Annotated in this window: 22 protein-coding genes and 1 pseudogene; 4 read left to right on the plus strand and 19 right to left on the minus strand. The window is 63.9% G+C overall.

The genetic code is table 11. From position 1 onward, the window contains the following. The 5 genes from V6M49_RS00275 to V6M49_RS19855 form a co-directional block, all read right to left on the minus strand. Nucleotides 1-292: universal stress protein (locus V6M49_RS00275; protein WP_332759384.1), on the minus strand; the 292-nt coding region annotated here is incomplete at its 3' end. Beyond that, nucleotides 289-798 (minus strand): universal stress protein, encoded by a 510-nt coding sequence (locus tag V6M49_RS00280; protein ID WP_332759386.1) that lies wholly within the window; start codon nt 796-798, stop codon nt 289-291. The genes V6M49_RS00275 and V6M49_RS00280, both read right to left, overlap by 4 nt. Next, on the minus strand, nt 776-1,243 hold the full coding sequence (locus V6M49_RS00285) for a universal stress protein (protein WP_332759387.1): 468 nt from the start codon (nt 1,241-1,243) through the stop codon (nt 776-778). The genes V6M49_RS00280 and V6M49_RS00285 overlap by 23 nt, the downstream gene beginning before the upstream one ends. 78 nt (nt 1,244-1,321) lie before the next feature. Beyond that, nucleotides 1,322-2,326 carry a zinc-dependent alcohol dehydrogenase family protein gene (locus V6M49_RS00290; RefSeq protein ID WP_332759388.1) on the minus strand — a complete coding sequence of 335 codons (1,005 nt, stop codon included), beginning with the start codon at nt 2,324-2,326 and terminating at the stop codon, nt 1,322-1,324. A gap of 6 nt (nt 2,327-2,332) precedes the next feature. Beyond that, nucleotides 2,333-3,805 carry a pyridoxamine 5'-phosphate oxidase family protein gene (locus tag V6M49_RS19855; RefSeq protein WP_442959674.1) on the minus strand — a complete coding sequence of 491 codons (1,473 nt, stop codon included), beginning with the start codon at nt 3,803-3,805 and terminating at the stop codon, nt 2,333-2,335. Nucleotides 3,806-4,032: 227 nt separating this feature from the next. On the opposite strand from V6M49_RS19855, the gene V6M49_RS00300 reads away from it, so the two are divergent. After that, nucleotides 4,033-5,751 carry a sensor histidine kinase gene (locus V6M49_RS00300; RefSeq protein WP_332759389.1) on the plus strand — a complete coding sequence of 573 codons (1,719 nt, stop codon included), beginning with the start codon at nt 4,033-4,035 and terminating at the stop codon, nt 5,749-5,751. A 3-nt stretch (nt 5,752-5,754) separates the two neighbouring features. On the opposite strand, the pseudogene V6M49_RS00305 reads toward V6M49_RS00300, so the two are convergent. Continuing rightward, a pseudogene (locus V6M49_RS00305) lies at nt 5,755-6,307 on the minus strand (response regulator); the annotation flags it as partial. A 44-nt stretch (nt 6,308-6,351) separates the two neighbouring features. On the opposite strand from V6M49_RS00305, the gene V6M49_RS00310 reads away from it, so the two are divergent. Then, nucleotides 6,352-6,651 carry a hypothetical protein gene (locus tag V6M49_RS00310; protein ID WP_442959675.1) on the plus strand — a complete coding sequence of 100 codons (300 nt, stop codon included), beginning with the start codon at nt 6,352-6,354 and terminating at the stop codon, nt 6,649-6,651. Here V6M49_RS00310 and V6M49_RS00315 read toward each other — a convergent pair. After that, nucleotides 6,648-7,289 carry an NADPH-dependent F420 reductase gene (locus tag V6M49_RS00315; RefSeq protein ID WP_332759390.1) on the minus strand — a complete coding sequence of 214 codons (642 nt, stop codon included), beginning with the start codon at nt 7,287-7,289 and terminating at the stop codon, nt 6,648-6,650. The genes V6M49_RS00310 and V6M49_RS00315 overlap by 4 nt on opposite strands. A 197-nt stretch (nt 7,290-7,486) precedes the next feature. Between V6M49_RS00315 and V6M49_RS00320 the strand changes: the two genes are divergently transcribed. Beyond that, on the plus strand, nt 7,487-7,867 hold the full coding sequence (locus V6M49_RS00320) for a hypothetical protein (RefSeq protein WP_332759391.1): 381 nt from the start codon (nt 7,487-7,489) through the stop codon (nt 7,865-7,867). 300 nt (nt 7,868-8,167) lie between these two features. Here V6M49_RS00320 and V6M49_RS00325 read toward each other — a convergent pair whose 3' ends face one another. The 7 genes from V6M49_RS00325 to V6M49_RS00355 all read right to left on the minus strand — a co-directional run bounded on the left by V6M49_RS00325 (nt 8,168) and on the right by V6M49_RS00355 (nt 14,193). Then, entirely contained in the window at nt 8,168-8,770 is a 603-nt protein-coding gene (locus V6M49_RS00325) for a TetR/AcrR family transcriptional regulator (RefSeq protein ID WP_332759392.1), read from the minus strand. An 83-nt stretch (nt 8,771-8,853) separates the two neighbouring features. Then, the gene (locus tag V6M49_RS00330; protein ID WP_332759393.1) at nt 8,854-9,504 is read right to left on the minus strand and encodes a strictosidine synthase; all 651 of its coding nucleotides are present in this window, start codon (nt 9,502-9,504) and stop codon (nt 8,854-8,856) included. Nucleotides 9,505-9,532: 28 nt separating this feature from the next. After that, nucleotides 9,533-10,399 carry an alpha/beta fold hydrolase gene (locus V6M49_RS00335; protein ID WP_332759394.1) on the minus strand — a complete coding sequence of 289 codons (867 nt, stop codon included), beginning with the start codon at nt 10,397-10,399 and terminating at the stop codon, nt 9,533-9,535. A 48-nt stretch (nt 10,400-10,447) separates the two neighbouring features. Then, on the minus strand, nt 10,448-11,446 hold the full coding sequence (locus V6M49_RS00340) for an NADP-dependent oxidoreductase (protein WP_332759428.1): 999 nt from the start codon (nt 11,444-11,446) through the stop codon (nt 10,448-10,450). A 124-nt stretch (nt 11,447-11,570) separates the two neighbouring features. Next, a complete protein-coding gene (locus tag V6M49_RS00345; protein ID WP_332759395.1) occupies nt 11,571-12,284 on the minus strand; it encodes an SDR family oxidoreductase in 714 nt (237 codons plus the stop codon). A 58-nt stretch (nt 12,285-12,342) separates the two neighbouring features. Then, nucleotides 12,343-13,419, minus strand: coding sequence for an alkene reductase (locus V6M49_RS00350; protein ID WP_332759396.1), 1,077 nt, complete (start codon nt 13,417-13,419; stop codon nt 12,343-12,345). Between the two features lie 201 nt (nt 13,420-13,620). Continuing rightward, the gene (locus tag V6M49_RS00355) at nt 13,621-14,193 is read right to left on the minus strand and encodes a LacI family DNA-binding transcriptional regulator (protein ID WP_332759429.1); all 573 of its coding nucleotides are present in this window, start codon (nt 14,191-14,193) and stop codon (nt 13,621-13,623) included. Between the two features lie 70 nt (nt 14,194-14,263). Between V6M49_RS00355 and ppk2 the strand changes: the two genes are divergently transcribed. Further along, nucleotides 14,264-15,199 carry a polyphosphate kinase 2 gene (gene ppk2 / locus V6M49_RS00360; RefSeq protein WP_141140462.1) on the plus strand — a complete coding sequence of 312 codons (936 nt, stop codon included), beginning with the start codon at nt 14,264-14,266 and terminating at the stop codon, nt 15,197-15,199. Nucleotides 15,200-16,133: 934 nt separating this feature from the next. On the opposite strand, the gene V6M49_RS00365 is transcribed toward ppk2, so the two are convergent. From V6M49_RS00365 to V6M49_RS00385, 5 genes are read right to left on the minus strand one after another with little or no spacing between them, the layout of a single operon-like run. Then, nucleotides 16,134-17,354 (minus strand): MFS transporter, encoded by a 1,221-nt coding sequence (locus V6M49_RS00365; protein ID WP_332759397.1) that lies wholly within the window; start codon nt 17,352-17,354, stop codon nt 16,134-16,136. 16 nt (nt 17,355-17,370) lie between these two features. After that, a complete protein-coding gene (gene narI, locus V6M49_RS00370; protein WP_141140464.1) occupies nt 17,371-18,171 on the minus strand; it encodes a respiratory nitrate reductase subunit gamma in 801 nt (266 codons plus the stop codon). Nucleotides 18,172-18,173: 2 nt separating this feature from the next. Further along, the gene (gene narJ / locus V6M49_RS00375) at nt 18,174-18,794 is read right to left on the minus strand and encodes a nitrate reductase molybdenum cofactor assembly chaperone (protein WP_332759398.1); all 621 of its coding nucleotides are present in this window, start codon (nt 18,792-18,794) and stop codon (nt 18,174-18,176) included. After that, nucleotides 18,791-20,503: a nitrate reductase subunit beta gene (gene narH / locus V6M49_RS00380; RefSeq protein ID WP_332759399.1), complete on the minus strand. Its 1,713-nt coding sequence runs from the start codon at nt 20,501-20,503 to the stop codon at nt 18,791-18,793. The genes narJ and narH overlap by 4 nt, the downstream gene beginning before the upstream one ends. Next, complete coding sequence (locus V6M49_RS00385) at nt 20,503-24,213, minus strand: nitrate reductase subunit alpha (RefSeq protein WP_332759400.1); 3,711 nt, start codon at nt 24,211-24,213, stop codon at nt 20,503-20,505. Before V6M49_RS00385 ends, narH begins: the two co-directional genes overlap by 1 nt. Nucleotides 24,214-24,234 lie beyond the last annotated feature (21 nt).

Genomic DNA, 24,234 nt, shown 5'->3' on the forward strand with positions numbered 1-24,234 from the left:
GATGGACCGCGGGGAGTCCGTACAGGAGGCTGCTCCGGATCCTGACCCGGGGCGCCACGGACAGCGCCTCAGCTTGCCCCTCATCAAGGATGGCCTGCGCCTGATGTTGCAGCCCGCTGCCGGCTATGCCTTTGACGGGTCCAAGGTCGTTGGTCAGCAACGGCCAGAGCGAGCAGTGGACCACGTGCAGCTCACAGTCCATGAGCGCTGCGTGCCGGGCAGCCCAACGTACAGCGAGGGCCGCCTCGGTTGACCCGTCGTAGCCGACAACTACTCTGTCAGGAGAGGTCATGGCTGGACCCGGTCTGGCCGCCGCCTTTCGCGAGGCTGTCCGGAAGTATCCGAGAGCCCTGGCGGCAAGTCGGTACCGTGCGCCACCAGGACCGGGCATTTTGCGTGCTCAGCGACCGTTGCGCTGACCGCACCGAGGAGGAGCCCTTCAAATCCTCCGTGGCCGCGACTGCCCAGAACAACGATTTGGGCATTCCTGCTTTCTTCGATCAGTACCTTCGCCGCCTGACCCTGTAAGGCGACCACTTCGAGTCCGGCAGGGGGTGTGCCGTCGAAGGCCTGGTCCACGGCCGCAGCACAGATCCGCCTGGCCTCATCTTCAGGGTTCCACACAACCGGCGTGAAGGTACCGACTGCGATCTGGAATTGCCAGCAGGCCACCGCCCGGATGTGGGCCTTGAGCAGCGGTGCCAAGGCCCCGGCCCACCGCAGGGCGAGTATGGACGGAGCGCTTCCGTCCACGCCCACGACTATTGCAGGCAGCTCAGGTGTTGGTTCCATGGTCATTCTCGGTGTCCTGGCTGACCACCAGTACTGGGCAATGTGCGTGTGCTGCGCAGGCAGCGCTTACTGAGCCCATGAGCTGGCCGAGCAAGCCGCCATGGCCCCGCCGGCCGACTACAAGCATTTGGGCGTTCCGGCTTTCCTCCACAAGAACCTTCGACGGCGACCCCACCTTGACAACGGCCGTGAGGTGTTCCGGGCGTTCCGGGCCGAAGGCCCTGTCAATAGCCTGTTCCATGAGCCGCCGTGCAATGGCCTCAAGCTCAGCGGCGCTGTCAATGTACCCGGGTGGCAAGTGCGCCGGAAGGTAGAAGTCGGAAAGGCCGAGGCACGTGATGACATGCAATGGGGAGGCCAGGGCGGACGCCAACCGACCGGCAAGGCGCAGGGCTGCCGGGGAGTATTCAGAACCGTCGATTCCCACAACCATGGGTCCGCTATCCGCCATGGCAGTACTTTCCCTGGGATCCGGCGGCGCGCCTAGGGTCGAAGGTCACCCCTGGGGGCCCGGCTTTCCTTCTGCCCGTCAGCTCCGCCGAAGCAACACGGCGGCTCCCGAGTAGGCGTCTGCGGACAGGTCCAGCAGAGCCTTATCTGCGCTTGTCCACGCGTAAGAAACAGTGGTGGGACGGAGGGGTATCCGTTCTGCCAGCGACAGAAATTCCCGACCGTCGGCCCGGGTGTTGGCCGTGACACTGCGGAGGTGGCGCTCCTGGAAGAGGTCTTTCTGATAGTCCAAGGCCGGTATGTCGCTCAAATGGATGCCGGCGACGGCGAGGGTCCCGCCCCGGTCCAGGGCGCGCAGCGCAACCGGGACCAGTCCGCCCGCAGGAGCGAAGAGAATGGCTGCGTCCAGCAGAGCGGGTGGCTCGGCCTCAGCGGGTCCGGCGAATTCCGCCCCAAGCCTGAGGGCCAGGCTCTGCGCAGCTGAAGATCGGGTCATCACGTAGACGCGTGCACCTTCGAACAAAGCCATCTGCGCCGTCAGATGGGCGGACCCGCCAAAACCGTAGATTCCGAGCCTTCCTCCGGGTGGAAGACCTGAGCACCTCAGCGCCCGATATCCTATGATTCCTGCGCACAGCAAGGGCGCGGCCTGCTCATCGGTGAACACATCCGGTATGGGGTAAGCGTAGTCCTGGTGCACAGTCATCAGTTCCGCGTAGCCGCCGTCGATATCCCAGCCGTTGAATGTTGGGGTAAGGCAGAGGTTCTCCGATCCGCGCTGGCAGAATCTGCAGGCGCCGCAGGTGCGGGCCAGCCAGGCTGCTCCCACGCGCTCGCCAAGGCGGAACCGGGAGCTGCCGGCACCCAGCCCGATGACTTCCCCGACGACTTCATGGCCAGGGATTCGTCGGACGGCCTTGGGCCGGAGGTCTCCTTCGGCAAGGTGAAGATCCGTGCGGCATACACCACAGGCAAGTACCGAGAGCAGAATCTCCGACGCGCCCGGGGATGGATCCGGACGTTCGCCCAGTTGCAGCGGTCCTGACGCTATGGGGCCAGGCTCTTCAACCCACCATGCCCTCATAGAGGGTCATTCCAGCCCGGCGCGGGTGGCCTCGTCCAAGGGGCCGCCCCAGGTCAGCGGGGCAGCGAGCTTGAAACGACGCCCAGTCACACTCTCGGGGACAATACGAAGGAAATGGTCCTCAAGCGCCACCAGCTTGCCCAAGGCGGACGCGAGCTTGGTTCCAGCACCTGTTCGAAAGATCAGCGACCCACGGTCAACTTTGTAGTTGATGGGAAAGATCTCGGGGTGATCGTTCGCCCAGACGGCAAGCCGGCCCACGGAATCACCCCGCAGCCAATCCCAGCATTCTTCAATTGGCAGCACGGCGGTCTCCGTCAGGGGTGCATCTGTGGTCATGTCTGTGATCCTAGGAAGCGGGTGCATCCGGATGTAGGGCACAAAGACCCCCCAATCCAACAGCTTCGCTTTCACACCTTTCTGGACCGTGCCCTCGTCGGTCAAGACCCGCTGGTACGGGGTTGCCGGTCGGTCATATTTCTTGTTGATCTTTGCGCCGGTCCGGATCTTTTGGACGAGTTTCTGCTGGGGTCCAAAGTGGTTGGTCAGCTGCCCTTGCAACGCCCAGATCCGGTTCAGCAGCTCAAGTTCTGCCGCCGTGTCGTAACGGTGGTATCCGACGGTTTGGCGGACCACATGCCAGTTCTTCTGTTCCATATGGGCGCCGTCATTTTTGTTCCCGGACCGGGACCTGGTGAAGGTCAGTTGCTCCTGTTCGCACCACCGCAGCAGCCCCCAATTGATGAACTCGCCCGCGTTGTCCGAATTGTGCAGACATCGGCACAATTCGGATCGATCCCCCGGATCGGGTACGGGAACGCCGCGGTGGCTTCCTTGATCGCGGCGAACACCCATTTCTGGGGCCTTGTTCCTCACCGACCGGGTCTCGGTCCACCCCGTGGAAATGTCAGTGATCGTCAGGGTGAAGCAGAACTCACCCCTGGAATTTCCGCCCTCGTGGCCGACCAGATCAATCTCCACAAATCCGGGCCGCGCATCGTCCCATTCGGCCCAGGTCCGCATCGGGATGGAGTCCTTGAGCAGTGTCCCGGGCTTGGTATGGGAGCGGCCCCTTGGGCCGAGTTTGCCCCGGTCTGCCTTGAGCCGGCGGTCGATGGTCGCCGGGGCGATATTCAGCAGCAACGCCGCCGTCCCGTCCTCGATACTCAGCTCCTTGAACCGGCGCAGCCGCGGCACCAGATCCGGCAGCGCTGCTGCGAGCAGGCGCCCGCACGGGGTGCCCTGGACAGCCCAGCAGAACCGCAGCGACTCGATCACGTCGTCCCCGTAGACCGGGGCCCTGGGCGGCCGGGCCTTGACCTGCTTGAGTACCAGAGCCTGCCGCAGCGCCTTCCGCGCATGATCCCGGTGCCAAAGCGTCAGGGCACACAGCTCGTCCAGGATGGTCTTCTTGGCCGCACGATCGGTCCGGGCATATCGGAGGGCGGTGGTTTTCGTGACGGCCTTCCGTTCGCTCATCGAAAGCTCCATGGCTCACAGTGCAGGGCCAGCAGATACCGCCCCAGCAGACGCGCCGCTACGCGGGCATTCTCAAATGATTCTTCGATAGCAGCTACGCGGGCATCTTTGATGAGTCAGTCAACGCGATGGCTGGAATACCGGTGCCTGCCGGGGGTAGTCTGGAGGCACTGGCTGCAGTCGGCCGGCCCCGTGTGGATGTCTGTCCAACGGAAGGCGGCTTTTCGTTGAATGAACCCCAGCAACCCCACCGGGGAACGGGTGCCCCGCAAACCGTTGCCAGTTCATGGATCGATGAGCTCCTCACCGACTTTGTTGACCGTGCCGGGGAGTTGGTGAGTGCCCAGCAACGGATGCAGGGGCTACTGAGCGCGGTCGTGGCCCTGGCCGAGGACCTGAGCCTGGAGGCCGTGCTGCACAGGGTGGTCAGCTCAGCCTGCCACCTTCTCCAGGCCGAATATGGTGCTTTGGGAGTCATTGGACACGACCGGGCGCTGAGCCATTTCATCACCGTGGGAATCGATGAGGAAGTGGCCCGTAAGATCGGCCCGCTCCCCACAGGACATGGCGTTCTCGGCCTGTTGATCCGCGACCCGAAGCCGCTCAGGCTGCATAACCTTAGCCAGCATCCGGACGCCTACGGGTTTCCCAAGAACCACCCACCGATGAAATCCTTCCTCGGCGTGCCGATCCGCGTCCGCGACGTTGTGTTCGGGAACCTATACCTCACCCAAAAAAGAGGCGGCGGGGACTTCACGGAAGAAGACGAGGAACTGGCCGAAGCGTTTGCTGCAGCCGCCGGCGTCGCGATCGAAAACGCCAGGCTCTACGACGATGCCCGGCGCAGGACCGCTTGGCTGCAGGCCTGCATGGAGGTGACCGGCAGGATGATGGGCGACGAGGAGACGCCGGACGGCCAGAACGGGGAACTGGACATGATCGCCGCCAGGGCACTCCGCGAGTCCGGCTCATTCCTTGCGCTCATCCTCGTCCAGGAGGAGCCGCCCACCGGGTTCCGCGTCGCAGGAGCTGCGGGCAGCCGCGCCCCGCAGTGGGTTGGACGGGCTCTATCGTTGGACCCAAGGGAGATTCAGGCCGTTCTGGCCACTGGCAAAGCCGCTGTCATTGAGGACGCACCGTCTGCGCTCGGCGTCGCCGAAGGGCTGCCCGCCGGCCGGCTCCTGGTCATAGACCTGAGTGCCAGGGGCACCCACCATGGGCTCCTGGTCCTCGTTCGCGAGGGAGCCGGCACGTTCAGCTCGACAGACCTGGAAATGGGCACGGTCTTCGGTTCGCATGTAGCACTGGCCCTCGAACTGGCACGTGCACACCGGATGCGGGAACAGATTGCAGTCTTCAGCGACAGGGACAGGATTGCCCGTGACCTCCATGACCTCGTCATACAGCGCCTGTTCGCTGCCGGGCTCAGTATCCAGAGTCTCCGGCGGTACATGAGCGGAGATTCCGCTGCCAGGACCATCCAGGCTGTGACCGCCGAACTCGACGAAACCATCCGCGAACTCCGCAACACCATCTATTCACTCAGCGAAGCGGCCCCGGAGACGGAACTCCTCAGTAGCCGTGTCCTGCAGACGGTCCGCAGCGGCTCGCATTCCCTGCCATTTGTTCCCCTGCTGACCCTTACCGGGCCCATCGACGACATCCGGGATGAAGAAACCGCTTTGAACATCCTGGCGGTGATAACTGAGGGGCTGAGCAACGCCGTTCGCCATTCGGGGGGTGACACCATCCAAGTGAAAGTGGCGGTGAACGATGGACAGGCCACAGTCAGCATTCAGGACAACGGTGCGGGGTTCACTTCTCCCGCATCAGGCAACGGCCTCGTGAACATGGAACGCAGGGCGAACTCGCTGGGCGGGTCTTTCAAGGTCTCCAGCTCACCGCACTCGGGAACATCAGTCACCTGGAGGGCTCCGGTCTTTTGAGTCTTACTGCTCATGATGCTGTGCCACATGGACCGCTGCCTGCGTCCGCCGTTCAAATCCCAGCTTCGCCGGCAGCGACGATACGTAATTCTTGACCGTCTTCTCCGCCAGGAGCATCCGTTCGCCGCCGATCTGCCGGTTGGTCAGCCCTTCCCCGACGAGCTCCAGAACCCTGCGCTCCTGCCGGGTCAGCGACGCTAGCCTGGGGTCGACGCGCTCCGGTTCCGCCAGTCCCTGGACAATCCTGGCCTTCAGCTCGGCATCAAACAGGGGCTCACCCCTGGCCGCCCGGCGCAGGGCGCCGATCAGGTCCGACCCGCCAATTTTCCTTCAGGACGTACCCGGACGCCCCAGCCAGGACGGCGCCCCGAAGCGCCTGCTCGTCGTCGTAGCTTGTCAGGATGAGGCAATTGACTGTTTCGTCCACTGAATGGACATCACGGCAAACCTCGATCCCCGTGCCGTCCGGCAAACGGGCATCAAGAATTGCCAAGTCCGGGCGCAACGCAGGAATTCGGCGGGCCGCCTCTGCTGCAGAGCCGGACATCCCCACCACAACCGGTGACCTGGGCAGGCTCCACGATCCACTGATGCACCCCAATGCCGCTCGAAGCCACTGACATCCTGGTGGCCGAATCCACCTACGGCAACCGGACCCACCCGGAGAGGAATCCGGAGGACGAATTAGGCGACATCATCGTGAGGGCAGCCAAGCGGGGCGGGGTTGTCCTGGTCGCTGCCTTCGCGGTGGGAAGGGCCGAGACCCTGATGCTGCATCGCGCGCGCCTCTGCCGGCGCGGGGCGATCCCGGACATCCCCATTTACCTCAACAGCCCCATGGCCATCCGGACCGCCGGGCGCGCCGAGGAACGCCTGCGGGGGACCGCCGGCACCTCCTAAGGAAATATCCTGAGCGCGGTGTCCCAGTTGAAATGCTGATGCTCGGGGCTGACCTGCAGGCCCATGACAACCAGCATGAAGGACTCGAGTTCGCGCGACCGCCGCAGCGGCCCGACGTCAATGGGGCGCAAACCTGCCGCGGCTGCCACGGCGCTGACCTTCTCCTTGGCCTGTTCCGAGTCGCCGGCAATAAAAACGTCCAGGTGCTGCCCACCGACTTTTCCGGCTTCCAAGGTGGTGGGGAACGTCGTGTTGAACGCCTTGACCACCTCTGCGCGTCCGTTCAGCAGGCGGGCCGTTTCTTCGGCGGCAGACACGCCGGGCTCCGTGGTCAACCGGTCGAAATTGGAGACGTCCACGGTGTTGCTGATGTCCACCACGACGCGTCCGTCGAGGGAGTCACCGATCTCCAGGATGGCGTCATGCACTTCCTTGTGCGGGATGGCGAGGAAAACAATTGCTCCTGTGACGGCGGCCCCGGTTACGCCTCCGGTGGCGCCCGGGCCGAGGCTCTCCACCAGGTCCCGCGTCCTGGAGCCATCACGACCCAGAATCTGTACCGGGTTGTTCCCTCGCAGCATGACAGTGGCCAGCGCGCGGGCCATGTGCCCGCTGCCGATGATGCTGATGTTGGTCATGATCTTCCTTCGCTGGAACGCCTGGAACTGCGTGTCCATCCAGTAGACAGCCTTCCGCGGGCCGGGCAACAGGGACGAAAGCCCCGGGAACCATGGCAGGGGCTTAAGGCACTGGCAGTTCAGCGCCTCAGCGGTGCACTGGGTGAGTGGCAGTGCGAGGAGGCAGGCTTTGAAAGGGCGTGAGGTCCTGTCCGGGCTTGATGGTTCCGAAACCGGCCGTGGGGCCGCCGAGTGGTGCGGTCGCCGAGGCACAGGCCCTGCTGGGCAGTGAGCGCGACCGGCTGGCCGCAAGGCATCCAACGCTACAGAACCTCACCTGCTGGCAACCGGGGGAGGCTGCGCCGGTCCTGAGCAAGCTGTCCGTTGGAGCCGAGATGGCAGTTCTCGGTTCGGACCGTTCAGGGGACCGGCGAGGCGCAGGGTTCGGTTCGGTGAGCTTCCAGGCCGCTGTCCTCTGCCAAAGTCCCGTCGCTGTCATCCCGGGCCGCAGGACGGCGAACCAGGCAGGCGTTGTGGTTGGCATCGACGGATTGACCCACTCGGCAGACTCGAGCTCGCGCCCCATGGGGTACTCGTGACCGGAATGCATGTCGGCTATGTCGACACCCCTATGGCCTCCCACACGAACGACCCAACCCTCAACTGTCGGGCAAACAGCCGGATGAGTTGCCGAGGACGCCTGTGCACTCTTAGTGGACCACTATGAGATCGCGACAAGGACCGGGGTCTCAGAAATCGAGTTCGGCGGTGCTGTCCTGAAAGGGCGCCGCGACCCGAACTTGATCGTGCCAAGTCGCTATGGCCAGAGGCCGGAGGTTTGTCTCGTCGACCGCAACCGTAGTGAGTGACTGCCGTCCAGATCGTGTTTGCCGGCCGCGTCAGCGGGGTATCAGCAGGCTGACTTGTGTCCTGATGTCCTGCACCAGTGCCTCAATGTCCAACCCAGCGTTCACACTTGCTGCCATGCTGACAAACATGATCGCCGAGACGATGCGCGCCGTCGTCGCGGCGTCACCCGCGTCGACCAGTTTTTCCCGGTCCAGTATGGCGGCAATGGCCTCCTCGGTCTGCGCAACGATGGTCAGAGCTGCGCTGTGGTGTGGCTCCGTGGGGTCGCCGAAGACCATTTCCCGCAGATAGAAGCGTCCGTTGTCGATCTGGGTTCGGTTGCACTCCACGATCGGCCGCACCACGGCCATCACCGCACCCAGGGCATCCTGGATGGTTTCAGCATCCGCCTGGCCCCGCTCGAGAGCTTCGGCGTAGTGGGCGTTCTGAACAAGGAGGAGGAGTTCTCCCTTGGTTTTGGCGTAGAGGAATAGGGTTCCGGTGCCGATGTCGGCTTTGTCGGCGATCTGCTGGGTGGTGACGTCCTCCACCCCGTATTCGGCGAACAGTTCAGTGGCTGCGGCGGTGATGCGGTCCAGCTTCTCCTGCTTGTTCCGCTCGCGCCGTCCGAGCGGCTGGGTTGTGACAGGCATGTGGTTTCCTCTGGGCGTAAACTGACTGGACTCAATAATGAGTATATCGAAGCTGCGGAGACCGTGCCCTCCGGTCGGCGGCGCTACTCTTCGTAGTGGGGGAGGATCCGGCCACCCTTGACATACGTCAGTGCTGCGTCAACCTCATAGGCATGGATGGCGGAGGCAACCGGGTTCAGCTGATGGGAGAGGTTGCGTACAGCTGTGCTGCTAAAGAAGGCGTCACGGGCTGCCGAGTCAGCAAATCCCAGGATGATTGATGCGTGGAAGCGTTGGTCCGCCGGGTTGTCGTGGGCGACGTTGGGTGTATCCCACGTCTTCTTAATCCATGGCATGAATGACTGAGTGCGCAATTCCTTCAGCATCCCAGTGTAGAGAAGCGTGCGGCGGAATACGTTGACCTCGTCCTTATAGGCCAAGGCGGTCTGCTTGCGCCCCTTGAGCGGCGAAAGCGCGGATTGGAAGGTGACTTCCGCTATGCCGTCGATCTTCCGGTCCGCAGGGATGGTGGTCTCCACCCCTGTGGTTGCGGGCCATAGGCCGGGGTTGTGTTCGGCGAGGTGAATCTGCCGGTACTCCTCCAGCCCAGGTGTGGCGGCGATGATGCCCGAGTGCGGGCCTTTCCAGTAGTCCATGCCGGTTTGGCGGGACTGCTCGCTGCGCACCCAGAGCAGGACTGAGGACGTAAAGTGCTTTTCCACGTGCGGTCCGGTAGTTGGTGGTGAGAATCCCATTGGTGCTTTCTTATCGCGAGCGTGGTGGTCAGGGGGCGAGGAATTCGACGACGGCGGGTGCGAACCGGGTGTGGTACTGGAAGATACCACCGTGGCCGGAGTCGGGGTAGATGATCAGTTCGGATCCCTTGATGCGGTGATGCAGTTCTTCGGAGAGCGCGGAGGGCACCATGCGGTCATTGTCGCCATTGGCGATGAGGGTGGGCTGAGTGAGAGTGGACAGGTTCGACGGCGCCGAGCGGCCGAACTTCTGGATTGCCTTCAGCTGCGTCTGAAATGCGCGGGGGCTGATTGGCTTGTCACGGTTCTCGGTTCGCTCCTGCAGGCGTTTGATGAACGCTTTCGCAGCGGGTTTGCCGGTGGCGTTGCGGTTGAAGAACAGGAATTCCTTGGGGTCGGACCTGGTCAGGGTTGCCCGGAAGATGTCCCAGTAGGTGGTGCCGACGACCTTATCGATGTCTTTGCCTCCCCGCGGACCGGTTCCGGTCAGCACGAGCCTGCGGACAAGATTGGGATGTTTGATGGTCAGGTCCTGGGCGACCATGCCGCCCAGTGAGAAGGAGAACACATCAATCTTGTCGAATCCGAGGGCCTTGATGAACGTGTAGGCGTCGTCGGCCATTGCTTCGATACTGTTGGGAACTTGTCCCGTGGAAGCGCCAACGCCGGGCTGGTCGAAGGTAATGACGTGGCGGTTCTTGGCAATGGGGTCGATGATACGGGGGTCCCAGTTATCGAGGGTGGCTGCCAGGTGCACGAAGAACACGACGGGGATGCCGCCCTTCGGCCCAAGCTCGCGATAGGCGTAGCTGACGCCTCCGGCGGTGACAGTGCTGGCAGGTGCCTTCGCGTACGAGGTGACGACTGGTTCGTTGGGGGCGTCGGTGTTGTCCATGACGGTTGTTCTCCTGGATTCTCTGCGTGAATAGTGGGTATCGGCGGGTCAGCTGGTGACGGTGAGCACTGCTTTGCCCCGGAAGCCCCCTGCGGCCAGGGATTGCAGTGCCTCTGGAGCCTGGCCGAAGGTGAAGACCTTCCCTACGATGGGGCGCAGTGCGCCGGCGTCCACCAGCGCGCTGATCTGGCGTAGTTGGTTGCCGCTGGCACGCATGAAGAGGAACTCATAGCTGACGCCGAGCTTCCTGGCTTGCCTTCGAATCTTGCTGCTGAGCCCGGTGATCGCCAGGCGCAGCACGGGGTTTAGGCCTGCTTTGCGGGCGAAGGCCGGATCGGGCGGGCCGGCGATCCCAATCGCCTTCCCACCGGGCTTGAGGATGCGCAGTGATTTCTGCAGGTTTTGCCCCCCGAGGCTATCCAGCACCAGATCGTATCCGCTCAGGAGCTGCTCGAAGTCCTGGGTGCGGTAGTCGACGACGATGTCAGCGCCGAGGTCCCGCACGAACCCGGCGTTGGAGCTGCTGGCGGTGGTTGCAACGGTCGCGCCGAGATGCTTGGCGAGCTGGATGGCGATGGAACCGACCCCGCCTGCGCCGGCATGAATGAGAACTTTCTGCCCTGGCTGCACATTGCCCTGCTCGACGATGGCCTGCCATGCGGTAAGAGCCACCAGTGGCAGCGAGCCGGCCTCCTCCATGGTGGCCGACACGGGCTTGAGCGCAAGGTCTTCCTCGGCGACGGCAATACGTTCGGCAAATGTGCCGATGCGGTCCTCGTTGGGACGGGCGTAGACCTCATCGCCGGGCTTGAACCCCTTCACTTTTACCCCGACGCGCAGGACGGTGCCGGCTACGTCGTTGCCGAGGACCAACTGGAGCTTGTAGGGAAGGATCTGCTTGAACTCGCCCATGCGGATCTTCTCGTCCAGCTGGTTCAGGCCGGCAGCTTGCACCTGCACGAGCACGTCCCGTTCGCCGACGGTGGGTTCAGCAACCTCGGCTTCGCGCAGCGGTTCCTTGTACTTGTTGATAACGAATGCCCGCATGCCGCGATGCTCCTTCTGTAAAGTGACTATAATCAATTATGACTCGACTCAGTTAAGTGTCAAGCGATAACGGAAAGCGCCGTGGTGATGGGCTTGACCCATCACCACGACGCGGCCGCTGTTTCTAGGACTTGCTGAGCGCAAGTTGGGGGTAGAGCGCCTCGATGGGGGCGCTGAGTCCGGCCTTGAGCTGCACGGACGTTTCGTCGGCGAGGACCTCGTACTCGCCGGCTTCGACGGCATCCAATACCGTGGTGACCAGTTCAGCCGGGTCCATCCTGGGGTCGTTGGTGTGCGCAGCCATTGCCGTGTCGACCCACCCGACGTGGACGCCCACCACGTGTACCCCTTCGGGGGCGAGTTCCAGGCGTAGCGAGTTGGTGGCCGACCAGAGGGCGGCCTTGGTGGCACTGTAAATGCCACCGACGGCGTACCAGCTCATTGCGGAGTGGATGTCGATGATTACGGATTTGGCCTTCGCTGACAGGATCGGCGCGAAGGCGCGGGCGAGGAATAGTGGGCCGAGGAAGTTCGTCTCGACATTGGTCCGGATTTCCTCGTCGGTGTGGGTAAGGATGCCTGGGGTTGCAACGGACGCTCCAGCGTTGTTAATCAACACCGTGACGTCACCCGCAGCCTCGACTGCGGCCCGTATGGAGGCCGGGTCTGTGATGTCGAGGGTAAGGGGGACGATGCGCTCGTCCTCCCAGGTGCGGGGGGTGCGGGCGGTGGCGTAAACCTTGCTGGCGCCGCGTGCGAGGGCGCCGTGGACGAAGTGGGTTCCGATGCCGCCGTTTGCGCCGGTGACGAGGACGACTGCTCCATTGAGTGAGTGCATTTCACGAACTTTCTGGTGTTGATTTCCATCCGCGCCGGTCGGCGTGGATGGTGCGGGATTAGGCGTGGGCAAGGGCCGGGTAGTCGGTGTATCCGGCTGCCCCGCCGCCGTAGAGAGTGCTGGGATCCACCTCGTTAAGGGGTGCGTTTGAACGCAGGCGCTCAACGATGTCGGGATTGGCCAGCGCATAACGGCCCAGTGGGGCAACGTCCGCAAGTCCGGCCGCGACGTCGTCGGCTATCTGCTCACGGTTGCGTCCGTAGCGGACCACGAGCACCGCCGTCGGCCATATATCCCTGAGGGAGCGGAGCAGTTCGTCGTCGCCTACATGGTGAAGGTGCAGGTACGCCAGGTTCAGGGTCGCGAGCTCGCCTACCAGGTGCCGGTACTGGGCGCGCACACTCTCGGTGTCGCCCTCGTTGATTCCACCTAATGGCATGGCGGGGGAGAGGCGGATGCCAACCCTGTCTGCGCCGATTTCATCGGCCAGGGCCTGGGCGAGTTCGATCACGAACCTCGACCGGTTTTCTATTGATCCGCCGTATGCGTCGGTGCGGTGGTTTGCGTTGGGGGAGAGGAACTGGTGCAGGAGATAACCGTTCGCCCCATGGATTTCAACTCCGTCGGCGCCGGCTGCAATGGCCGAAGCTGCCGCGTGGCGGAAGTCAGCCACGGTGGCGTGGATATCCTCCGGGCTCAGCTCTCGCGGTGTCGGCGTCTTCTGGGGTCCGGTCGGCGTGAAAATATCCTGGTCTGCGGAGATCGCCGAGGGCGCCACGGGCTGATGGTGGTGAGGACTGTTGTCCGGGTGGGACATGCGGCCCACATGCATGAGTTGGATGAACATCGCCCCGCCGCGGGCGTGAACTGCTTCGGTGACGCTTCGCCAGCCCTCGACATGCTCGGGGGTGTAGATCCCCGGCGTGTTGGCATAGCCCTGTCCGTCTGCCGACGGCTGCGTGCCCTCGGTGATGATCAATCCCAATGAGGCGCGCTGCCCGTAGTACTCGGCCGCCAAGTCGCCCGGCGTGCCATCCGGGTTGGAGCGGCTTCGGGTCATGGGTGCCAGCGCCAGCCGATGGGATAGGTCAAGGCGGCCCAGAGTCAGTGGTTGCCACAGGGCGGAAAGGGTCATGGGTTAGTCCTTCTTCTTTCGATGTATCAGAGCATCACCGCCGGTCCAGCCGATGTTCGGCTGCCGTGGACGCTAGGCCTGGCGGCCGCGTCTACGCGATGGTGACTACACTCATAACTGAGTATGCTCAGGATATATTCCCATGAGAATCAGGAAGGCAAAAACGTAAGAAACTGCGGGTAGGCTGCCTGGACACAAGGGTCAGCAGCCACAAGACTTGCGAACGATGAGTTCGGTGGTGAGGAGCTCGATCCCGCCGCCCGGCTCTTCCGGTGACAGGGCTGCTGCCAGAACCCTCTCTGCGATCCGATCGATGGGCTGACGCGCTGTGGTCAGCTGGGGCCAGCTGAATTCCGATTCAGATGTTCCATCGAACGAAACGACGGCAACATCATCCGGTATGGACAGGTTGGCTTCGTGAATGGCGCGCAGTGCGCCCACGGCAAGCAGGTCGGAGCTGGCGAAGATCGCTGTCGGCGGCTTAGGCAATGCCAGCAGCCGGCGGGTCGCTTCGTATCCGCCCTGGCGGGTGAAGTCGGTGAGTTCGGCCGGCCCCTCAGGTAGGCCTGCCTCGTTGAGGGCCTTCTTCCAGCCATTTTGTCGCGGGTCTACGCGTGAAGGGTCAATGTCCCCACCCACCAATATGCCGATATCCCGATGCCCGTGTCCGATCAGGTGCTGGACGCCAAGGGCGGCGCCCTGTTCAAAGTCCGAACTGTTGACTTGGCCGGAGCCCGAGCCGGAGATGTCAGGCAGGCCTGTCGGGGCGAAAATGACCTGCCTGGCACGCCTATTGTCCTGTTAGACTGCGGGCGACACTTCGCGGCGCCATAGGGAGGCCCGGATGGTGGAGGAAGGGCAACCGTGGACCCCCGAGGACCCGTGGTGGGTCAGGGATAATCTTCGCCACGCCATCGACCGCCTCGTCGAGCTGGGATACACAGTCCGCGGCGGGCAAGGCGAGGACCCGGAGCTCATCGACCCCGGCGGCTCGGCTGTTGAGACGTGGCGGGAGGACTACCCCTACGACGAGCGGATGACCCGCGAGGCCTACGAGGCGGAGAAATACCTCCTGCAGATCGAACTGCTCAAATTCCAGTACTGGGGCCAGGACCGCGGTCTCAAGAATGTGATCGTTTTCGAGGGCCGCGACGCGGCGGGCAAAGGAGGGACAATCAAGCGCTTCACCGAGCACCTCGATCCCCGCTCCGCCCGGACCGTCGCGCTGGGCAAACCGTCGGACCGTGAACAGGGCCAGTGGTACTTCCAGCGATACATCCAGCACCTGCCCACGGCAGGTGAAATCGTGATGTTCGATCGCTCCTGGTACAACCGTGCGAACGTCGAACGCGTCATGGGATTCTGCACCGACGCGGAATACCAGGCCTTCATGACGCAGGCGCCCGTCTTCGAGGAAATGCTCGTCAACTCCGGGATCCACCTGAATAAGTTTTGGTTTTCCGTGACCCGCCACGAGCAGCGCACCCGCTTCGCCATCCGCCAGATCGACCCCGTCCGGCGCTGGAAACTCTCGCCCGTGGACCTTGCCTCCCTGGACCGGTGGGAGGCCTACACCGAGGCCAAAGAGCAAACCTTTCTCCGCACCGACACAGATCACGCACCCTGGATCACCATCAAATCCAACGACAAGAAGCGCGGACGTATCAACGCCATGCGCTACTTCCTAAATCAGTTCGACTACGACGGCAAGAACACCGCAGTTGTCCACGACCCCGACCCGCTGATCGTGCGCCGAGGCCGGATAGCCGTCGGCGACTGAACTTCCGCCGTGGAATCCATTCGTTCGGGCCAGCTAGCAGGCGCATCCCAATATGCGCTGACCCATCTGCACGATATCTCGATCCCCTCGGCCCGTTTCTCCAAGCGGGCCGCGGTATCGTATGTCGCTCGGCTGTTCGGAATGGCCGAACGTCGAAGTTGTGGGCGAGCACGCGTACAGCCGGGCGATCAAGGCTGGGCTACGCGCAAGTAGGGCGCCGATTGCTGCACGGTGAATGCCATCAGCGTTCGTTGGCGGAATCCGGTCCTCGCTATCTCAGTCGTGAGGACGCGATCCGCTACGTGCAACCTGTCAGACGAATTATTGCGAGTGGGTTCCTTGCGGCTACGACGGCTCGCATCTTGGCGTACGACAGTGGCGGTCGGCTCCAGCCGAAGTCACCGTCGCCCTGCCTGAGCCGGGGCTGATCGCGCCGCTTAGTGAGGCACCGACGGGCGTCACCACTCTTGTACCGTGGGGATCGGCGATTCAAATCCTCAAGGAAGAGAACCATTTCGACATCCTTTTCAACCACGTGCCAGCGGAAGGCCCGGCCTCCTGCCAGTCAGTCTCCACAAGGCGATCCGCACTCTCAAGAACGGTACCGAACGTCCATTTGTTGAATACAGCATGACCTATTGAGAAGGTTCCACCCGGTCTGTCTCAATTTAGATGGCATTTTCGCGCGTCAACGTGGCCAACCAAATTGAGACAGGGCACCACCCGCATCTGCTCCCACTCGTTTTTCAAGATGGCTGTGGAAGTCTCATTTTGAGACGGCTGGAGGACACGCGCAGGCTTGAACTGTGACGCACGCAATACCCTGGACCTCGTGATGAGGACCGAAGAGGATGTTCCGGACCAGCTGTTCACCGAAAATAACGGGAGCAGCGACTCAGAAGGGCAAGGGTTCGATATCGGCCGCTCATCTGACTTACGCCGAGACAGGCCGCTTCGAGGGACCACGCAACGCTAGCGGAGTAAAGAGCAAGGCCACCAGGGCGGTGGCCACGAGCAGCATAAGGCCGATTGAGTAGCTGTGGGTCGCGGCGTCGTACGTTGCCCCCATGACAAGGGGCGGAAAGTACCCGCCCAGGCCGCCCGCTGCGCTGACCACGCCGCTGATGCTGCCGACCTTGCCTTGCGGCGCAAGCACCCCCACCCAAGCGAAAACTCCTCCGGCGCCTAAGCCCAGGGCTGCTGCCATCGCCACGAAGGTCAGGCCTGCGGGGACTTCGCCGTCGGGCTGCAAGTTCACCACCCAGGCCAGCACCGCGACGCCGGCGAGCGAGGTGACCACGACGGGTTTGGGCCCCGTCTTGTCCGCGAGCACACCACCGATTGGCCTGGCCAGAACCGCGGCGAGGGCGAACCCGGCTGTGCGGGCGCCGGCCCCAGCGGGGTCAAAGCTGTAAACATCCCGCAGGTAAGTTGGCAGGTATGTGGCGAAGGAGACGAAGCCGCCGAAGACGACAGCGTACAGGAAGCACATCTTCCACGTGACTGGTGTCCTGGCGGCGTCAATGAGTTTGGGGAGAACGGGAGCATTGTTGCTGGTCCAGCCCGGTGATTCCTTTATGAGGAACCAAACCAGGCCGGCCATTCCTGCCAGGACCGCGGCGATCAGCAGGTGTGTGGGGAAGTACCCGATCCAGGCCACCAACCGCGGATTCAGGAACGCGGCAAGGGCCGTTCCGCCCATTCCGGCGCCGAACACACCGGTGGCAAAGCCTCTCCGCGAAGGTTCGTACCAGCCGCTCACGAACGGAATCCCGACAGCGAATACGGTTCCCGCCACCCCGAGCAGCAGTCCGGCGCCGAGGACCAGGGCAAATGAGTTGATGGTTCCGCCTACAGCGACCAGCAGGATCGGCAGGATGGACGCCAGCAGCACGAAAGTGAACATGGTACGGCCCCCGTGCTTGTCCGTGAGGGCGCCGACGGCGATCCGTCCCAGCGAGCCGACGAACACGGGCATGGCCACGAGCACGCCGGTGGATGCCGGATTCAGGTGGAGGTTTTGTGTGTAGAACGAGCCCAACGTGGCGACGGAGTTCCAGGCCCAGAAACACACCACCGAGGCTGAGGTGGCGAGCACCAGGTTGAGTGTCCGGCCAGCGGGGGCGGACGTGGGAAGCGACACTGATCCGGCCACGGTTTCCTCCTTCAGCTCAACGGCTGCGGGTATCTCTGTCCTTGGTTCCCACCGGCGACCAGCCTCGCCGCACCGGGGTGCTGGAAGTCCTGTGCTTGTCCCGGGAGCGGTAGACGATGTAGGGCCGGAAGAGGTAGTGCAGCGGCGCCGTAAACGCGTGCACCAGCCGGGTGAACGGCCAGATCACGAACAAGGCCATGCCTATCAGGGTGTGCAGATGGAAGGAGAACGGCGCTGCCGCCATGGCCCCGATGTCCGGCTGGAAGACAAAAAGGGAACGGAACCACGGAGCCACCGTTTCGCGGTAGTTGTGCCCGTGCTCGCCCTCAAACACACTGGCCAAGGTTGTCCAGAGCCCGAAAACGATGGCAGCCGTCAGCACGACGTACATCGTCTTGTCATTTTTCGTGGTGGCCATAAAAACCGGCCCCGTGGTGCGGCGGCGGTAAATCAGCAGGAGGATCCCACCAAGCGTTCCGAGTCCTGCGATGCCGCCCACCAGCAGGGCGTTGAAATGGTAGAACTCCTGACTCATCCCCACTGCCTGCGTCCAGGCCATAGGGATGACAAGTCCGAAAAAGTGCCCGGCGATCACGGCAAGCAGACCGAAGTGGAACAGCGGCGACGCAATGCGCAGCAGCCGGGATTCGTAGAGCTGGGAGGACCTCGTGGTCCAGCCGAACTGGTCGTATTTGTACCGCCAGATGAGGCCTCCCACCAGCACCACCACCATGACGAACGGCAAGACGCCCCACAGCACAATGTCCAGGGCGGAGAGTTCGGCGGCGGAGCTGGGCTCGGTTTCGAAAGTCAGCATGGTCAGGCCCCCTTCACGGGCAGCAGCCGCGGATCGTAGGGGTCCAGGCCCACGGCTTCGGTGGGCGGACCGTAACCGGCCATCCGCATGACGGCCTGCTCGTCGGCGGGGGATTTCCCGGGCAGGGTGGCGCAGATGGCCTGGAGGATGCACGCATGCGGGAGTTCGTCCCGCAGCAGGCCAAAGCGGAGCATCTCAAGGCTCGCGCGGTACCGGATCAGCAAGTCACGCCCCGCCGCTAAGTCCACCAGTGCGGCGTATTCCAGGACCATCGGCAGGTAGTCAGGCAGTTCTCCGTGGGTGTCCACCAGGATGTCGCTTTGACGGTAGGCCTGTTTGAAGGCGCCCAGGACTTCGCCGCGGCGCCGGGTATCCCCGTCGGTCCAGTAGGACAAGTGGAGGGCATGGCGCCGGCCGAGGTCGAACTCGCGAACATAGTCGGCCTGGATCTCCATGGGCGGCGTGGATTCCAGCCGGTGCAGGACCTCCTGGAAGTCCGCCACGGTGCCGGGAAACTCGGCCAGCGCGGCGCGCATCAGCGGGACCCGGCCGATGAGTTCCTCGTCCGGGTAGGACAGGCACCAAGCTGCCGCGAGGTAGAGGACCTGAAGACGTCGGGTCACGGCTGCGCCCCCGATGCCGGGGTTCCGGCCGCGCCGCCGGTTGCCCTGGGAAGCGGAGGCTTCTCCGGGAACAGCCCCGAAGGGGCGCCGGTACCGTCCCAGTTAAGCAGGTTTACCCTGCCGCGCAGGGTGGTTTCGCCGGGCGCGGAGCCGGAGGTCTGCCGGTCCCGAAGTGCGTTGAAAGTCTCCACCGCCACCGGGACGGGCCTTCCGCTGGCCTCACCGAACGGTGAGGAGTCCTGCATGCCCGGGCCCCCGTCGAAATCAAGTGAACAGCCCATCTCCTCAAGGTCATGGGCCTGTTCAACGTGCGCCTTCGGGATCACGTAGCGTTCCTCATACTTGGCGATCGCCATCAGCCGGTACATCTCGTACATGGTTTGGCTGTCCATGCCCACAGCCTCCGGGATGGAGTCGTCGGGGTCGTTGCCCATGCTGATGCCGCGCATGAAGGAGCGCATGGCCGCGAGCTTCTTCAGCACTGCTGTGACCCGGTCCGCGTCCCCGGCGGTGAAAAGTTCCGCGAGGTACTCCACCGGGATCCGCAGCGCGTCGATGGCGCCGAACAGATTGCCGTGATCCTCGCCGTCGTGCCCCTGGTCCCGCAGCAGGTCCACCACCGGCGAAAGCGGCGGCACGTACCAGACCATGGGCATGGTCCGGTATTCGGGGTGCAGCGGAAGTGCCACTTTGTAGACCTTGGCCAGGGCGTAGACCGGCGAGCGCCGGGCGGCATCGATCCAGTCCTCCGGGATGCCGTGGGCCCGAGCCTCGGCCTGGACCGCGGGATCGTTCGGATCCAGCAGTACGTCCATCTGGGCGTCGTAAAGCTCCTGGGGGTCAGTGACGGACGCCGCAGCGGTGACGGCATCGGCGTCGTACAGGAACAACCCCAGATACCGCAGCCTCCCCACGCAGGTCTCCGAGCAGACCGTCGGCAGCCCCACCTCCACCCGTGGGTAGCAGAAGGTGCACTTTTCGGCTTTGCCCGTCTTGTGGTTGAAGTAGATCTTCTTGTAGGGGCACCCTGTGACGCACTGCCGCCAGCCGCGGCACTTGTCCTGGTCCACCAGGACAATCCCGTCCTCCACCCGTTTGTAGATGGCGCCGGAGGGGCAGGAGGCCATGCAGGACGGGTTCAGGCAATGCTCGCAGATCCGCGGGAGATAGAACATGAAGGTCTGCTCGTACGCGAACTTGATCTTGTCCTCGGACTCGCGGCGGACCTTTTCCACGATCGGGTCCAGGTGGCCGTATTCGGCGGAGCCGCCCAAATCATCGTCCCAGTTCGCGGACCACGTGATTTTGGTGTCCTCCCCGGTGATCAGGGACTTGGGCCGCGCCACCGGGAAGTCGTCGCCCAGCGGCGCGTCCACAAGGGTCTTGTAGTCGTAGGTCCAGGGCTCGTAGTAGTCCTTGAGCTCGGGCTGGATCGGGCTGGCGAAGATTCCCAGGAGCTTCTTCACCCGGCCGCCGGCCTTGAGCACCAGCTTGCCGCGCTTGTTCAGCTCCCAGCCGCCCTGCCATTTCTCCTGGTCCTCGTAGCGGCGCGGGTACCCCTGCCCGGGGCGCGTTTCGACGTTGTTGAACCAGACGTATTCGGTGCCCGCGCGGTTGGTCCAGGCCTGTTTGCAGGTCACGGAACAGGTGTGGCAGCCGATGCATTTGTCCAGGTTCATGACCATGCCCATTTGAGCCATAACACGCATCAGTACTGCACCTCCTGTGAACGACGGCGGACGGTGGCAACCATGTCGCGCTGGTTTCCGGTGGGGCCAAGGTAGTTGAACGCGTAGGCCAGCTGGGCGTAGCCGCCGATCAGGTGCGAGGGTTTGACCAGCAGCCTGGTTACGGAGTTGTGGATACCGCCGCGCCGGCCAGTCGCCTCGGACTTCGGCACGTCGATGGTGCGTTCCTGCGCGTGGTGGACGTAGACCACACCGGCGGGCATCCGGTGGCTGACGATCGCCCGGGCCACGAGGACGCCGTTGATGTTCACGCACTCCACCCAGTCGTTGTCCTTGACCTGGATGGCGGCCGCGTCGGAGGGGCTCATCCAGACCGTGGGCCCGCCGCGGGACAGTGAAAGCATCAGCAGGTTGTCCTGGTATTCGGAGTGGATGGACCACTTGGAGTGCGGTGTCAGGTAGCGGACCACCACCTCCATGGCCCCGTCCTGGCCGAGCTTCGGCTCACCGAAGAGGCGGTGCATGTCCAGCGGTGGCCGGTATATCGGCAGGGCCTCGCCGATATCGATCATCCAGTCGTGGTCCAGGAAGAAGTGCATCCGCCCGGTCAGGGTGTGCCAGGGCTTGAGTCGCTCGACGTTGATGGTGAACGGGGCGTAGCGGCGGCCCCCCGTTTCGGAACCGGACCATTCCGGCGAGGTGATCACCGGTACGGGACCGGCCTGGGTCTGGGCGAAGGTGATGAACTTTTCTTCGGAGCCTTCGGACAGGTCCGCCAGTTTCCGGCCGGTGCGGACTTCCAAGTCCTTGAAGCCCTGCACGGACAGGGCGCCGTTGGTGGTGCCGGAGAAGGCCAGAATGGCCTCGGCCATTTTCGCGTCGGTGTCGATCGCTGGGCGGCCGTCCGCGGCGCCGCCGAGCATCACACCGTTGGAGCGGCTGAGCCTCTCCAACGGGCCGGCGAGTTTGTAGGTGACGTTCTTGACCGTGAAGCCCAGTTTGTCGGCGAGCGGCCCGACGGCGGCGAGCTTGTCCGCGATGGCGGTGTAGTCGCGCTCGACCATGGAAAAGATGGGCATGTTCTGACCGGGAACCGCGGCGATGGACGTGTCCCGCCAGTCCCGGACTATCCCGCCGGGCTGGGCGAGCTGGCCGGGGGTGTCGTGCTGCAGCGGCACGCTGACCAGGTCCCGGCGGACGCCCAGGTGGGTTTTCGCCAGGCGGGAGAACTCCTGGGCCAGCAGGTGGAAAGTGTCGAAATCCGTCTTGGTTTCCCAGGGCGGGTCGATCGCGGGGCTGAAGGCGTGCACGAAAGGGTGCATGTCGGTGGAGGACAGATCGTGCTTCTCGTACCAGGTGGCGGCCGGGAACACGACGTCGGACAGCAGTGTGGTGGAGGTCATCCGGAAGTCCGCGGAGACCAGCAGGTCCAGCTTTCCTTCCGGCGCCTGCTCATGCCATTTCACGTCCTTGGGCTTAAGCCCTTCGGCGTGGTCTTTCAGGACATTGTTATGGGTTCCCAGCAGGTTGCGGAGGAAGTACTCATTGCCCTTGGCGGAGGAGCCGAACAGGTTGGAGCGCCACAGCACCAGCGTCCGCGGCCAGTTCTCCGGGGCATCGACGTCTTCGATCGCTGGATTCAGTGTGCGGTTTTTCAGCGCGTCCGCGATGTAGCTGGGGGTGTCCTTCGCGGTGCCGGCAGCGACTGCGGCTTCCGCCTCGTCCGCGAGGTCCAGCGGGTTCCGGTCGAACTGAGGATAGAAGGGCATCCAACCGAGCCGCGCGGACTGGGCCAGCGCGTCCGCGGTGTGCATCCCGTCCAGGGCTCCGGTGGAGAGCGGTGACTTCAGGGCGTCCGCGGAGTAGCCGTCCTGGCGCCACTGGTCCGTGTGCATGTACCAGTACCCGGTGCCGATCATGGTCCGCGGCGGCCGGGACCAGTCCAGGGCATTCGCCAGCGACACCCAGCCTGTGGCCGGCCGGGTCTTTTCCTGGCCCACGTAGTGCGCCCAGCCGCCGCCGTTGCGGCCCATGCAGCCGGTCAGCATCACGAGGGCCAGGACCGCCCGGTAGGTCGTGTCGCCGTGGAACCACTGGCAGATCCCGGCGCCCATGATGATCATGGAGCGGCCCTTGGACTGCTCTGCGTTCCGGGCAAACTCGCGGGCCACCCGGATGCAGGCCTGCGCCGGGACGGACGTGATCTCCTCCTGCCATGCCGGAGTGTAGGGCGTCGAGGCGTCCTCGTAACCCGTGGCCCAGTCACCCGGGAGCCCTTCGCGGCCGACGCCGTACTGGGCCAGCATGAGGTCGAACACGGTGGTGACCAGCCGGCCATCGACCTCGAGGACCGGCACTCCGCGCCTCAGTACGCTACCGGCCCCGCCGGCGTCTTCGAAGCAGGGCAGCAGGATCTCCGCGCTTTCCCCGGAGACCTCGCGCAGCGACAGTGCGGGCTCGATCCCCTCGAGGTCCAGGTTCCATTTGCCCTCGCCGCTGCCCGAGTAGCGGAAGCCCATCGAGCCGTTGGGCACGGCGGGGAGCCCGGTCTTCTTGTCGAACAGCACGGTGCGGAACGCCGCGTCCTCGGCCCCGGACTCCAGGGTGAGGTCCTTGGCGGTGAGGAATTTCGACGGCGTGAGGGAACCGTCGTCGCGCCTTTCCAGCCGGACCAGAAAGGGCAGGTCAGTGTACTGGCGAACGTAGTCGGAAAAGAAGGGCACGTCACGGTCGATGAAGAATTCCTTGAGCATGACGTGCCCCATGGCCATCGCCAGTGCGGCGTCCGTTCCGGCTTGCGCGGGGAGCCATTCGTCGGCGAACTTCGTGTTGTCGGCGTAGTCCGGGCTGATGGTCACCACCTTGGTGCCGCGGTAGCGCACCTCGGCCATCCAGTGCGCGTCCGGGGTCCGGGTCACCGGGACGTTGGAGCCCCACATCATGAGGTAGCCCGCGTCCCACCAGTCGCCTGATTCCGGGACGTCGGTCTGGTCGCCGAAGACCTGCGGGCTGGCCACGGGCAGGTCGGCGTACCAGTCGTAGAAGGACGTCATCACCCCGCCGATCAGCTGAATGAAACGGGTCCCCACAGCGTGCGAGACCATGGACATCGCCGGGATAGGCGAGAAGCCGGCGCAGCGGTCCGGGCCGTAGGCCTTGATCGTGTTCACGTGCGCGGCGGCCGCGATTTCGATCGCTTCCTGCCAGGACACCCGCACCAGGCCGCCCTTGCCGCGGGCCTGCTGGTAGCGGCGCCGCTTTCCCGGGTCACCGGCAATCTCGGCGAAGGCCAACACCGGATCGCCCAGCCGGGCCTTCGCCTCGCGGTACATCTCCACCAGCACGCCGCGGGCGTACGGGAACCGGACGCGCGTGGGCGAGTAGGTGTACCAGGAAAATGCCGCCCCGCGCGGACAGCCCCTCGGCTCGTATTCCGGACTGTCCGGCCCCACCGAGGGGTAGTCCGTCTGCTGGGATTCCCACGTGATGATGCCGTCCTTGACATACACCTTCCAGGAACAGGAGCCTGTGCAGTTCACCCCGTGCGTGGAGCGGACCACCTTGTCGTGGCTCCACCGGTCGCGGTAGAAAATATCGCCCTTGCGGCCACCCTCCCGGAACACAGCCCTGCCATCGTCGGTCTGGTCCCATTTCGTAAAAAAACGGCCCAGCTTCAACATTGCATCCGAGGCGGGCCCATCGAGCCCCGCTACAAAAGGTCCGGCAGCCATGCGCACACACTAAGTGAAAGG

The sequence above is a fragment of the Pseudarthrobacter sp. genome (assembly GCF_036675385.1).
Taxonomy (GTDB): Bacteria; Actinomycetota; Actinomycetes; order Actinomycetales; family Micrococcaceae; genus Arthrobacter.